This window comes from Anaerotruncus sp. DFI.9.16 (assembly GCF_024461615.1).
Taxonomy (GTDB): domain Bacteria; phylum Bacillota; class Clostridia; order Oscillospirales; family Ruminococcaceae; genus Anaerotruncus; species Anaerotruncus massiliensis.
This window is the reverse complement of the sequence record NZ_JANFZX010000067.1, coordinates 1-13,020: the sequence shown is the minus strand read 5'-3', so window position 1 is coordinate 13,020 and position 13,020 is coordinate 1. Positions and strand designations below refer to the sequence as shown.

Annotated in this window: 12 protein-coding genes; 3 read left to right on the top strand and 9 right to left on the bottom strand. The window is 64.0% G+C overall.

Features of this window, described 5'->3' with window-relative positions:
• Positions 1–132: 132 nt before the first annotated feature.
• The 9 genes from NE609_RS15345 to ppdK all read right to left on the bottom strand — a co-directional run bounded on the left by NE609_RS15345 (position 133) and on the right by ppdK (position 9,448).
• A complete protein-coding gene (locus tag NE609_RS15345; protein WP_256153009.1) occupies positions 133–516 on the bottom strand; it encodes a sulfite exporter TauE/SafE family protein in 384 nt (127 codons plus the stop codon).
• On the bottom strand, positions 513–863 hold the full coding sequence (locus NE609_RS15340; RefSeq protein WP_101548773.1) for a sulfite exporter TauE/SafE family protein: 351 nt from the start codon (positions 861–863) through the stop codon (positions 513–515). Before NE609_RS15340 ends, NE609_RS15345 begins: the two co-directional genes overlap by 4 nt.
• A 127-nt stretch (positions 864–990) precedes the next feature.
• Positions 991–1,620 (bottom strand): uracil phosphoribosyltransferase, encoded by a 630-nt coding sequence (gene upp, locus NE609_RS15335; protein WP_101548775.1) that lies wholly within the window; start codon positions 1,618–1,620, stop codon positions 991–993.
• A gap of 36 nt (positions 1,621–1,656) precedes the next feature.
• Entirely contained in the window at positions 1,657–2,094 is a 438-nt protein-coding gene (rpiB, locus tag NE609_RS15330) for a ribose 5-phosphate isomerase B (protein WP_101548777.1), read from the bottom strand.
• Positions 2,091–2,807: a tRNA (adenosine(37)-N6)-threonylcarbamoyltransferase complex dimerization subunit type 1 TsaB gene (tsaB, locus tag NE609_RS15325; protein WP_256153008.1), complete on the bottom strand. Its 717-nt coding sequence runs from the start codon at positions 2,805–2,807 to the stop codon at positions 2,091–2,093. The genes rpiB and tsaB overlap by 4 nt, the downstream gene beginning before the upstream one ends.
• Positions 2,804–3,229: a tRNA (adenosine(37)-N6)-threonylcarbamoyltransferase complex ATPase subunit type 1 TsaE gene (tsaE, locus tag NE609_RS15320; RefSeq protein ID WP_256153007.1), complete on the bottom strand. Its 426-nt coding sequence runs from the start codon at positions 3,227–3,229 to the stop codon at positions 2,804–2,806. The genes tsaB and tsaE overlap by 4 nt, the downstream gene beginning before the upstream one ends.
• Before the next feature lie 26 nt (positions 3,230–3,255).
• Positions 3,256–4,923 (bottom strand): formate--tetrahydrofolate ligase, encoded by a 1,668-nt coding sequence (locus NE609_RS15315; RefSeq protein ID WP_256153010.1) that lies wholly within the window; start codon positions 4,921–4,923, stop codon positions 3,256–3,258.
• Positions 4,924–4,986: 63 nt separating this feature from the next.
• On the bottom strand, positions 4,987–6,126 hold the full coding sequence (locus NE609_RS15310) for an FtsW/RodA/SpoVE family cell cycle protein (RefSeq protein WP_256153006.1): 1,140 nt from the start codon (positions 6,124–6,126) through the stop codon (positions 4,987–4,989).
• A 694-nt stretch (positions 6,127–6,820) separates the two neighbouring features.
• Positions 6,821–9,448 carry a pyruvate, phosphate dikinase gene (gene ppdK / locus NE609_RS15305; protein WP_256153005.1) on the bottom strand — a complete coding sequence of 876 codons (2,628 nt, stop codon included), beginning with the start codon at positions 9,446–9,448 and terminating at the stop codon, positions 6,821–6,823.
• Between the two features lie 373 nt (positions 9,449–9,821).
• Here ppdK and glmU point away from each other — a divergent pair, with 373 nt between their 5' ends.
• The 3 genes from glmU (at position 9,822) to pth (ending at position 12,910) form a co-directional block, all read left to right on the top strand.
• Positions 9,822–11,216: a bifunctional UDP-N-acetylglucosamine diphosphorylase/glucosamine-1-phosphate N-acetyltransferase GlmU gene (gene glmU / locus NE609_RS15300; protein WP_242970801.1), complete on the top strand. Its 1,395-nt coding sequence runs from the start codon at positions 9,822–9,824 to the stop codon at positions 11,214–11,216.
• Between the two features lie 28 nt (positions 11,217–11,244).
• On the top strand, positions 11,245–12,207 hold the full coding sequence (locus NE609_RS15295) for a ribose-phosphate diphosphokinase (protein WP_101548789.1): 963 nt from the start codon (positions 11,245–11,247) through the stop codon (positions 12,205–12,207).
• Between the two features lie 85 nt (positions 12,208–12,292).
• A complete protein-coding gene (gene pth / locus NE609_RS15290) occupies positions 12,293–12,910 on the top strand; it encodes an aminoacyl-tRNA hydrolase (RefSeq protein ID WP_256153004.1) in 618 nt (205 codons plus the stop codon).
• The last annotated feature ends 110 nt before the right edge of the window (positions 12,911–13,020 follow it).

Genomic DNA, 13,020 nt, shown 5'->3' with positions numbered 1-13,020 from the left:
TCCTTTCTTGGGCAAGCAAGAAAGGAACTCGCTGTCGGTCGACTACCGACAAGCTACGTCGCTCAATGAGCGGACGATCTAAATCGTCGTCGGCTGCCTGCCGACAGACTCCGCCGCTCGGGAGCGGCAAACCTAAGAATGCTCTGTCGGCTGGGAGCCGGTATCCTTCTGGAAGAGTTCGCGCACGCCGATGATGAGCAGCAGCCCGGCAAAGAACTTGGAGAGCAGCGGCCCTCCCGCGAGGCCGCCGAGCCACACGCCGAGAAAGACGGCGGGAAGGCCCGCGAGGATGCAGACGCCGGCGGCCTTCCAGCTGATGAGGTGGTTGCGGGCGTGCAGGAGGATGGACAGCACCGCGATGGGGAGAAAGAAGATGAGGTTGATGCCCTGCGCTTCAAATTGTTCCACGCCGCCGAAAACGCGCAGGTAGAGCAGCAGCACGGCCCCGGCGCCCATGCCGAGGGAGCCGAGCAGGCCGCTGAGAAGGGAGACGACGGCGATGACGATCCAGCTCATTGCAGCAGCAGGCGCACCGCGGAATAGAGCACGATGACGCCGAAAATACGGTGGAGCCAGACGGTTTTGATCTTGGGGAGCAGCCATGCGCCGATCCCCGCGCCCACGAGGCCGAGCGGGATGAATTTTACCGCGCTCATGACGTTGAGGTAGCCGCGTGTGAGATAGAGAACGCTGCTGGCGATTGAAAGGGGCAGGATCACGGCGATCGAGGTGGCGTGTGCGCGCTCGGCGGGCAGGCCGTCCTTGTGGAGCATCGGCACCACCACCATGCCGCCGCCCGCGCCGAAGAGCCCGTTCAAGAGCCCCGCCGCCGCGCCGGTCAGGATAAATTTCAGATTTTTCATCGTTTCCTCCCAAAACAAAAAGGCACTGTTTGGAACTAGCTTTCCAAACAGTGCCTCAAAATATGCTTTTCAAGAATATGGATTGCCCCGTCGGCGGGGTTTGGGGATCTGCCGCCCGCGAAGCAATTTACTTGGTCCCGAAGATGCGGTCGCCCGCGTCGCCGAGGCCGGGAACGATGTACATGTGCTCGTTGAGGTGGTCGTCGAGCGCGCCGACGTAGATCTGCACGTCGGGGTGGGCCTTCTCCATGGCGGCGAGGCCTTCGGGCGCGGCGATGATGCACATGAACTTGATGTTGGTGCAGCCGCGCGCCTTGAGCTGGTTGATCGCGTCGACGGCGGAACCGCCGGTGGCGAGCATCGGGTCGAGCACGAGGATGTCGCGCTCCTGGATGTCGGCGGGCAGCTTGCAGTAATACTCGACAGGCATATGGGTATCGGGGTCGCGGTACATGCCGATATGGCCGACCTTTGCGGCGGGAACGAGGGAGAGCAGGCCGTCGACCATGCCGAGCCCCGCGCGCAGAATGGGGATGAAGGCGATCTTGCGGCCGGCGATCACGTTGAACTTGCCGACACAGATGGGCGTTTCGACCTCGACCTGCTTCATCGGCATGTCGCGGGTGGCCTCATAGCACATCAGCATGGCGATCTCGTTGGTCAGCTCGCGGAACTCCTTGGAACCGGTGTTCTTGTCGCGCAGGAGCGTGATCTTGTGCTGGATGAGCGGATGGTCCATAATAAACGGCTTTGACATGTTACGTCCCCCTGTCAGTAGATATGGTGTGGTGAATTACCTGCTTTCCAAAGCGGAAATCTTGTCGATGCGGCGCTGGTGGCGTCCGCCCTCGAATTCGGTGTGGAGAAAGACGTCGGCCAGCTCGATCGCAAGCCCCGGGCCGATGACCCGGCCGCCCATGCAGAGGGCGTTGGCGTCGTTGTGCATGCGGGTGAATTTCGCGCTGAAGTAGTCGGAGCAGCAAGCCGCGCGGATGCCCGGGACCTTGTTGGCCGCGATCGAGATGCCGATGCCGGTGCCGCAGAAGAGCAGCGCCCTTTCGCACTCGCCGGAGACCACCGCCTCGCAGGCGGGCGCGGCCATATCGGGATAGTCGCAGGACGCGCCGTCATAGGAGCCGAAATCCCTGTAGGCGATCCCCTGTTCGTCGAGCCAGGCGCGGACCTCCTCCTTGAGGGAGAAGCCGCCGTGGTCAGCTGCCAATGCGATCATATGCTTGAACCTTCTTTCGTCAGTTTGGCAAGGCGCTCGCGTTCCGCCTGCGGCAGGCGCAGGTATGCGGGCGCAAGGGAAGCGGGCGGCAGGACGTCTCCCCGGAGATACGCCCGTCCGGCCGCGAGCGCGGCCGACGACGCGCGCGGGAAGCGCAGCGCGGGCGAGGGAAGGGTGAGGTTTGCCACCCGATCTTTGAACATATTATAGCACATTTCCGCCCCGTCTCCAACAAGAAATACGCGCTCCCCAAACTTTTTCAGCCGCTCCTCGAGTGTGGAGAGGGAGACGGCCTCGTCGTCGGCCAGCCGCTCGGGGAAATCCCCGCCCGACCGGAAGAGCGCGGTGTAGACCTGGGAGCAGCGCGCGTCGAGCACGGGGCAGACGGCGGCGTCCATCCCCGAAAGGTTCCACGCGAGCGCCTCGAGGGTCGAGACGCCCACACAGCCTTTGCCGAGCGCGTGGGCCATCCCCTTGACGGCGGAAAGCCCGATGCGCAGCCCGGTGAAGGAGCCCGGCCCGTCGGTGACGGCGAAGAGCCCGATCTCCGGGAGGGCGACGCGGGTCTGCTCCAGCAGGTTTTCGACCATCGGCAGGATGGTCTGGGAATGGGTCAGCTTCACATTGGTGAAGAACTCCCCCAGCAGCTTCCCCTCCTCGGTGACGGCGCAGGAGGCCGACTGGGAGGAGGTGTCGATCGCCAGAATCTTCAAAACCGTTCCCCCTCGATGGTGAGTTGGCGGGTGTCGTCGTCGACCCGCTCGAGCGTCAGCGTGACCGCGCCGGCGGGCAGCGCCCCCTCGATGTTTTCGCTCCACTCGATATAGAGCACGCCGTCCTGCTCGAGATAGTCGAAAAAGCCGGTGGAATAGAGCTCGTCGAACCCGGAAACACGATACATATCGAAATGATAGAGTGAAATATTACCATGCGTATATTCATGCACCAGCGCGAAGGTGGGGCTGGACACCTCGTCGGTGAGTTCCAGCCCGCGCGCCAGACCCCGCGCGAAGGCGGTCTTGCCCGCGCCCATGCCGCCGCGGCAGGCGATCACGTCGCCCGGGCGCAGCTTTTCGGCAAAGGCGGCGGCAAATTCCTCCGTCTCGCGGGTGGAGCGGCTCAAAAATCGTATCACAGAGGTACCTTCCTTGCCATTCAAAATCAGAAGAGGCCGGAGATATGCCCGTCGGCGTCCACGTCGATCTGGTAGGCGGCGGGCGCTTTCGGCAGGCCGGGCATCGTCATGATGTCGCCCGTGAGCGCCACGATGAAGCCCGCCCCCGCCGACAGGCGGATCTCCTTGACGTTGACTGTGAAGCCCTGCGGCCGCCCGAGCTTCGCCGGGTCGTCCGAGAGGGAATACTGCGTCTTTGCCACGCAGATGGGCAGGTCGGCCTTGCCGAGCGCCTCGATCTCCCGGATCATCTTTTCGGCCGCCGCGCTGTAGCTGACCGCCGCCGCGCCGTAGATACGCGTCGCGATCGCTTCGATCTTCTCCTTTATAGGGAGCGCGGTGTCGTAGAGCGGATGGAAATCGGACGGGTCCTCACACGCCTCGACGACGGCGCGCGCGAGCTCCATGCCGCCCTCGCCGCCCTTCGCGAACACCTCGGAGAGCGCGAACCGGCAGCCCGCCTGTTTGCAGTAGTCCGCGAGGATGGCAAGCTCCTCGTCGCTGTCCGCCGCGAAGCGGTTGATCGCCACGACGACCGGCACCCCGAACTTTTGCATGTTCTCCACATGGGCCGCGAGGTTCACAAGGCCCCGCTTGAGCGCGTCCGGGTTGGGGACGCCCGTCTCGGCCTTGGGCACGCCGCCGTTATATTTGAGGGCGCGCACCGTGGCAACGAGCACGACCGCGGACGGCGAAAGCCCCGCGTAACGGCATTTGATGTCCATGAACTTCTCCGCGCCCAGGTCGGAGCCGAAGCCCGCCTCGGTGATCGTGTAGTCGGCGAGCTTGAGGGCCAGGCGGGTCGCGCGCACCGAGTTGCAGCCGTGCGCGATGTTCGCGAACGGCCCGCCGTGCATGAGCGCGGGGGTGTTTTCGAGCGTCTGCACGAGGTTCGGCTTGAGCGCGTCCTTTAAAAGCGCCGCCATCGCGCCGTTCACCCGGAGGTCGCGCGCGTAGACGGGGGTATTACTGCAAGTATAAGCAACGAGAATATCGCCTAAACGTTTTTTGAGGTCGGTCAGGTCGGCAGCGAGGCAGAGGATCGCCATCACCTCGCTGGCGACGGTGATCATGAAGCCGTCCTCGCGCGGCACGCCGTTCACCTTGCCGCCAAGCCCCACGACGACGGAGCGCAGCGCGCGGTCGTTCATGTCCATGCAGCGCTTCACGAGGATGCGGCGCGGGTCGACGCCGAGGTCGTTGCCCTGCTGGAGGTGGTTGTCGAGCACCGCGCAGAGCAGGTTATTGGCGGCGGTGATCGCGTGCATGTCGCCGGTGAAGTGCAGGTTGATGTCCTCCATCGGCACGACCTGCGAATAGCCGCCGCCCGCCGCGCCGCCCTTGATGCCGAAGACCGGCCCGAGGGAGGGCTCGCGCAGCGCGATGATCGCGTTTTTGCCGATCTTTTTCATCGCCTGGCCCAGCCCGACGGTCGTGGTGGTCTTGCCCTCGCCAGCGGGGGTGGGGTTGATGGCGGTGACAAGCACCAGCCTGCCGTCGGGACGGTCCGCCAGCCGGGCGTAGACCGATTCGGACAGCTTGGCCTTGTAGCGGCCGTAGGGCTCCAGCTCCTCCGGCAGGATCCCCAAGCGGTCGGCGATTTCATGGATGGGCAGCATGGACGCCGCCTGCGCGATCTCGATGTCAGTCTTCATGGCTACGGTCCTTTCCATACGATGTGATCCGCCGCCCGGCGGGCAGGGGGAACGCCCCCGTGATCAACGGCTGAAGAGGTTGCGGGAGGTGTGCATGTAGACCGAGAGCACAAGTCCCAGCCCGAGGTAGATGGCGAGCACCGACGAGCCGCCCGCCGAGAGGAAGGGCAGCGTGATGCCGATGACGGGCAGCACCATGAGGCACATGCCCACGTTGACGAAGACCTGCGCGGAGATGAGGGTAAAGACGCCGACGCAGATGAGCCGGCCGAGGGAATCCTCCGCGCGGCGGGCGTTGTGGAGCATCTTGCAGCAGAGCGCCCCGAAGAGGGCGATGACGGCCAGACACCCGACATAGCCGAACGATTCGCCGATGAAGGCGAGGATAAAGTCGTTGTGCACCTCGGGGACATACTGGTGGCTGACGCCGAAGAGCCCCTTGCCCCAGATCTGCCCCGAGCCGATCGCGAGCTTGGCGTTATACTGCTGGTAAAGCCCGCCGAGCAGGTCGGCGTTGGGGTCGAAGAGCGCGAGGATGCGCTGCTTCTGGTCGGGGTTGACGACATAGTTCCAGGCGAGCGGCGCGGCGGCCACCGCCGCCACCACCGCCGCGACGACGTATTTCCAGCTGATTCCCGCCGCGAAAAGCATCCCCACAAAGATGAAGGCGATGACCAGCGCGGTGCCGTCGTCCCCCTGGAAGTGGACGAGCAGGACGGGGATGGCCCCGTGCACGCAGATCGCCAGCAGGTTGACCGGGCGGTTGACCTGATCGTGGAGCTTGTAGATGTGGTAGGCGAGCGTGAGGATGAAGGAAATCTTGAGCAGCTCGGTCGGCTGGAGGGTGAGCGGCCCGAGGCGCAGCCAGGACTTATCCTCGGGGCGCGCGGCGGTGCCCTCGCCGATCAGGAAGGTGAGCAGCACCAGTCCGTACATAAGCGGGACGTGCAGCTTCCAGAGGCGGCCGAGCGTGTGGTAGTCGAAGCGGGAGATGACGACCGCCGCGGCCGCGCCGATGGCGGCGGCGCCCGCCTGCACGGCGATCTGACGCAGGCCCACGTCGGCGGCGTTGATGGCGTTGCCCGAATCGTGGATGCCGCCGAGCAGCAGAACGCTGAAGGCGCTGAAGGCAAGGCACATCGCCCAGAGCCATTTGTCGGTCTGGCGGAGGTAGGAGGTCACAGCACGAAAAATCCGTTTCATAACACCTTTCCAGCCCTCTTGAAAGAGGGCTTCGGCGGAGAACTTTTGATGATTTGGCGCGCGCCGGGCGGCGGGCGCAATACTCCTTCTTATTATAGTAAAAAGCGGGCCGACATGCAAGGGCGGCGGGAAAACCCGACGCTCTATAAAGTTTCGCCCGCCTTTTCAAAGGCGGCGGGGTCAAGGGGCGGAGCCCCTTGCCGCGCTTTGCAAAGCGCGGAAGCTCTATCCTGAAAAGCGATTTTTTGGTTCTTTTTTCAAGAAAAAAAGAACGGGGCCTGCTGCAACGCAATTTAAATTTTGTGAATATACGGTATATCTATTTTCTTCATATTATCTTACGGGAGTGATAGAATGGGGTCGTCGACGGTGACGAGACCGGGAGGCCGACGTTTTAAAGTTGATCATAGAATGAATTTATGAAGGGGCCTATTTACTATGGATATGGACAACGAACATACCTGTCAGGACTGCGGCTATTACCGGCAGCACTATATTTGGAGGGAGGGCCAATACATTCCCATCAGCGGACACTGTGTGCATCCGCCGCGCGTCAGGCATTGCCGACCGGGGATGGCGGCCTGCCCCAAATGGATTCCGCAGGACGCGTCTTATCGGGCGACACGTCTTCCGCCGGAGTAGCAAAGGCGCAAAAAAGGTCCCCCGCAAACGCGGGGGACCTTTTCAATGCTGTTTAGCGGGGGAATTTGATCGCGGCCTGCGCGGCGGCAAGGCGGGCGATCGGCACGCGGAAGGGCGAGCAGGAGACATAGTCCAGGCCGGTGCGGTGGCAGAACTCGACGGACGTCGGGTCGCCGCCGTGCTCACCGCAGATGCCCAGGTGGATGTCGGGGCGGGTCTGGCGGCCGAGCTTGACAGCCATTTCAACCAGCTTGCCGACGCCCTTCTGGTCGAGGTGGGCGAACGGATCGGACTCGTAGATCTTGTTCTCGTAGTAGTAGTCGAGGAACTTGCCCGCGTCGTCGCGGCTGAAGCCGAAGGTCATCTGGGTCAGGTCGTTGGTGCCGAAGGAGAAGAACTCGGCCTCGGTCGCGATCTCGTCGGCGGTGAGGGCCGCGCGCGGAATCTCGATCATGGTGCCGACCTCGTACTCCATCTTCACGCCGGAATCCTTGATGATCCTGTCGGCGGTGGCGACGACGACGTCCTTGACGAACTTGAGCTCCTTGACCTCGCCGACCAGCGGGATCATGATAAGCGGCTTGATGTTGTATTTGCCCTTCTTGGTGACGCTGAGGGCGGCGTTGATGACGGCGGTCGTCTGCATCTCGGCGATCTCCGGATAGGAGACGGCGAGGCGGCAGCCGCGGTGGCCCATCATCGGGTTGAACTCGTGCAGGCTCTCGATGACGGCCTTGAGCTTCTCAACGGTGATGCCCAGCTCGCCGGCGATCTCCTTGATGTCCTCCGCCTTGGTGGGCAGGAACTCGTGGAGCGGCGGGTCGAGGAAGCGGATGGTGACCGGCTGGCCCTCCATCGCCTCGTAGAGCGCCTCAAAGTCGCCCTGCTGGTAAGGCATGATCTTGGCGAGGGCCTTCTTGCGGTCCTCGGTGTTCTCGGCGACGATCATCTCACGCATCGCCTTGATGCGCTCGCCCTCGAAGAACATGTGCTCGGTGCGGCACAGGCCGATGCCCTGTGCGCCGAAGGAGAAGCCCTGCTTGGCGTCACGCGGGGTGTCGGCGTTGGTCCAGACCTGGAGCTTGCGGTATTTGTCGGCCCAGGCCATGAAGCGGCCGAAGTCGCCCGAGATGGAGGCCGCGACGGTCGGGACCGCCTGGCCGTAGATGTTGCCGGTGGAGCCGTCGATGGAGATATAGTCGCCCTCGTTGATGGTCATGCCGCCGAGGGTGAACTTCTTGGCGTCGTAATCGACCTCGATCTCGCCGCAGCCGGAGACACAGCAGGTGCCCATGCCGCGCGCGACGACGGCCGCGTGGGAGGTCATGCCGCCGCGGACGGTCAGGATGCCCTGCGCCACGGCCATGCCCTCGATGTCCTCAGGGGAGGTCTCGCGGCGGACGAGAACGACCTTTTCGCCGCGGTCGGCCCACTCCTTGGCATCCTCGGCGGAGAAGACGACCTTGCCGCAGGCGGCGCCCGGGGAGGCCGCGAGGCCCTTGCCGATCAGCTTGGCGGTCTTGAGCGCGTCGGAATCGAACTGCGGGTGCAGCAGAGCGTCGAGCTGCTTGGGCTCCACGCGCAGGACGGCCTCCTTCTCGTCGATCATGCCCTCGTCCACGAGGTCGACCGCGACTTTGAGGGCGGCGGCGGCGGTGCGCTTGCCGTTACGGGTCTGGAGCATGTAGAGCTTGCCGTTCTCGATGGTGAACTCCATGTCCTGCATGTCCTTGTAGTGCTTCTCGAGGCGGTCGGCGATCTTCGCGAACTCGTCGTAGACCTCGGGCATATCCTCATGGAGGTGGCTGATCGGGGAGGGGGTGCGCACGCCGGCGACGACGTCCTCGCCCTGCGCGTTGATCAGGTACTCGCCGAAGAGCGCCTTCTCACCGGTGGCCGGGTTGCGGGTGAACGCAACGCCCGTGCCGGACTTGTCGCCCGAGTTGCCGAAGACCATCTGCTGGACGTTGACGGCGGTGCCCCAGTCGTAGGGGATCTCGTTCATGCGGCGGTAGACGTTGGCGCGGGGGTTGTCCCACGAACGGAAGACGGCCTTGACGGCTTCCATGAGCTGGACCTTGGGCTCCTGCGGGAACTCGACGCCCTTCTTCTCGAGGTAGAAGGCCTTGAAGCGCTTGACAAGCTCCTTCATGTCGTCGGCGGTCAGCTCGATATCCTGCTTGACGCCCTTCTCTTCCTTGACCTGGTCGATGATCTTCTCGAACTCGGGCTTGGGCAGCTCCATGACGACGTCGGAGAACATCTGGATGAAGCGGCGGTAGGAGTCATAGGCGAAGCGCGGGTTGTTGGTAAACTTCGCGAAGCCCTCGACGACGGTGTCGTTGAGGCCGAGGTTGAGGATGGTGTCCATCATGCCGGGCATCGAGGCGCGCGCGCCCGAACGGACGGAGACGAGCAGCGGGTTCTGGGGATCCGCGAACTTTTTGCCGCAGATCTCCTCCATCTTGGCGAGGCCCTCGTAAATCTGCTTCTGGATATCGTCATTGATCTGACGGCCGTCGGTGTAGTACTGGGTGCAGGCCTCGGTCGAGACGGTGAAGCCCTGCGGAACCGGCATGCCGGCCTTGGTCATTTCGGCGAGGTTCGCGCCCTTGCCGCCGAGGAGCTCACGCATGTCCTTATTGCCCTCGGAGAACATGTAAACGAATTTTTTTCCCACTTTTTTTACCTCCATTTTGTTTGTTGACCACCGGAAAAACGGCGCTCGCTGCGGCAAGCGCCGAAACAGAGCGGTCCGCGCGGATGAAACGCACGCGGTCGGGGCGCCCGCGGCCACAGCGGGAAGCCTGTCTGCATGCATTTCATTATATCAAAGAATGTGTGTTTTTTCCAGCCCCTTTATACCGTTTTACACAAAAATTATTTCCAATATTACGACAAAATCCCCGCGCAATCTCTTGCAAACTGCTCAAAAACTTGCGATAATAAATGCATGGGAGGGCGGCGGAGCCGCCCGCGGCCCTGCAAAATACCGATGCGCAGGCGTTTTCCGGCCCCGGGCGGCCGGCGCGGCGCGGAAAGGCGGGATGGCTTTGGCCGCACAAGACAGGCGCACCTTTGCGATCATCCTTGCGGCGGGGGACGGAAAACGCATGAAATCCGACCGGCCCAAGGTGCTTTGCGAGGTGCTTTTTCAGCCGATGATCCGGTGGGTGGAAAACGCCGTGCGCGACGCCGGGATCGACGACATCACGATCGTGACGGGGGAGGGTGCAAAACTCGTTGAGGCGGCGGTTTCCCCCGGCTGCAAATTCGTCTGCCAGCGGGAGCGGCGCGGCACCGGGCACGCGGTCATGGCGGCCGCGGACGCGCTGGCCGCGGGCGGCGACGCGCTCGTGCTCTACGGGGACGCCCCCTTCATCGAAGGAGGCGCGATCACCGCTGCCCTCCGGCAGCACCGCGCCGAGCAAAACGCCGTGACCCTCGTGAGCGCGCGGCCGGCCGACCCGTTCGGCTACGGGCGGGTTTTGCGCGGTCCGGACGGCGGCGTGCGCGCCATCGTGGAGGAGCGCGACTGCGACGAGGCGACCCGCGCGATCACCGAGATCAACGCGGGCGTCTACTGGTTCGACGCGGCGTTTTTGGCCGGGGCGCTCGCAAAGCTCACCCCCCAGAACGCGCAGGGGGAATACTATCTGACCGACGTGCCGGCCATCGCGGCCGCGGAGGGCCGCCGGGTGGGGGCCTGGTTCTGCGAGGACGCGCAGATCGTCCTCGGCGCGAACGACCGCAGGCAGCTGCTCGCGCTCAACACTCTCGCGCGCGAGCGGATGCTCTTGCGCCACCTGGATAACGGCGTCGACATCCCCTGCGCCGACGGCATTCTGATCGGCGCGCAGGTCGAGATCGGCCGCGACGCGCGGATTCTGCCGGGTACCGTCCTCGAGGGGAGGACGGTGATCGGCCCGGGCTGCGTCATCGGCCCCAACTCCTACATCAAGGATTCCACCGTCGGGGCGGGCACCCGCGTGCTCGCCTCCTACCTGACCGACTCGACCGTGGGGGAGGGCACCCGCATCGGGCCGTTCACCCAGCTGCGGCCCGACAGCCACATCGGGGACGGCGTGAAGATCGGCGACTTTGTGGAAGTCAAGAATGCGACGGTCGGCGACGGGACGTCGATCGCGCACCTGACCTATATCGGCGACAGCGACGTGGGCCGGTACTGCAATTTCGGCTGCGGCGTCGTGACCGCCAACTACGACGGCAAGAAGAAGTTCCGCACCACCGTCGGCGACCGGGCCTTCATCGGCTGCAACACCAACCTGATCCCGCCGGTCCGGATCGGCGAGGGTGCGTACACCGCCGCGGGTACGACGGTGGATTCCGACGTGCCCGCCGGCGCGCTGGCGATCGGGCGGGTGCGGCAGGAGATCAAAGAGGGCTGGTCGGACGAGAAAATCGCCTTCAAGGCGGACAAAAAATAAAGGGCATAACGGGAAGGGGAACGGCGGCATGAATCTTCACGGGAAGGACATCAAAATTTTCGCTGCAAACGCGACTCCCAAGGTGGCGGCGCAGATCGCCCGCAACCTCGGGCTGCCGCTCGGCAAGAGCGAGGTCAGGCACTTTTCCGACGGGGAGATCTCGGTGAACATCGGCGAGTCGGTGCGCGGCTCCGACGTGTTCGTCGTGCAGTCGACCTGCCGGCCGGTCAACGACAACCTGATGGAGCTGCTCATCATGATCGACGCCTTCAAGCGCGCGTCGGCCGGGCGGATCACGGCGGTCGTCCCCTACTACGGCTACGCGCGCCAGGACCGCAAGGTCAAGGCGCGCGAGCCGATTTCCGCCAAGCTGTGCGCCAACCTCATCTCCGTCGCGGGCGCCGACCGGGTGCTTACGATGGACCTGCACGCCTCCCAGATCCAGGGCTTCTTCGATATCCCCGTCGACCATCTCCAGGGCGTGCCGCTGCTCGCCCCCTATTTCGGCTCCCGCTTTTCGGGGGAGCCGCGCGAGGAGATCGTCGTCGTCTCCCCCGACCTCGGCTCGGTCGGCCGCGCGCGCAAGTTCGCCGAGCGGCTCGACGTGTCGCTGGCCATCGTGGACAAACGCCGCCAGCGCGCCAACGTCTCGGAGGTCATGAACATCATCGGCGATGTGCGCGGCAAAAAGGCGATCATCGTCGACGACATGATCGACACCGCGGGCACCCTCTGCAACGGCGCGCAGGCGATCCTCGAAAAGGGCGGCGCCAGCGAGGTGTACGCCTGCGCCACCCACGGGGTACTCTCCGGGCCCGCGCTCGAGCGGATTGAACAGAGCTGCATCAAGGAGCTCGTCCTGCTTGACACCATCCCCATCCCGCCTGAAAAGATGCTCGACAAAATCACCATGCTGTCGGTCGCGCCCGTCTTCGCGGAGGCGATCGAACGCATCTACGAGGACAAGCCGGTGTCCCCCCTCTTCGTCTGACGCCGGCGCGAAATTCACAATCCAGAGACGGGGTATCCGACGATATCCCGTCCTTTTCCCGTCTGCGGGAAGAAGGAGCGGTTCCATGTTTTTGAAACGCCAGACAAAAACCCTCTCCGCCCTGCCGCGCGGCCCGGTGGAGTATCTCGTCGTCGGCCTGGGGAACCCCGGCCGCGACTATGAAAACACCCGTCACAACGCGGGCTTCCTGGCCGTCGACGCCCTCGCCGAAAAGCTGGGGGCCAAAATCGACCGACTCAAATTCAAATCCCTCTGCGGCGACGCGATGATCGGGGAGCACCGGGTGCTGCTGATGAAGCCCTCCACCTTCATGAACAACTCGGGCGAGGCGGTGCGCGACGCGATGCAGTTCCACAAGATCCCCATCGAGCAGGTGCTCGTCCTCTTCGACGACGTAAGCCTCGACGTGGGCCGCCTGCGCATCCGGCGGCAGGGCAGCGACGGCGGCCACAACGGCATCAAAAGCATCATCTATCTGACCGGGAAGGACACTTTCCCCCGCGTCAAGATCGGCGTGGGCAAAAAGCCCCGCCCCGATTACGACCTGGCCGCGTGGGTGCTCGGCAAGTTCCCCGCCGACCAGGCGGAAACGCTCGACAAGGTGTTCGACACCGCCGCCCGCGCCGCCATGCTCATCGTCGACGGCAAGATCGACCTTGCGATGAACCGCTACAACTCTTAGGCTTTTTGGTTTGCCGCTCATCGAGCGGCGGAGTTGCCGGGTCCCGCCCCGGCAGGCGGCCCCATTTCTTGTGCGGACAAGAAATGGGGGAAAGAAGCCGCAGGGGGCTT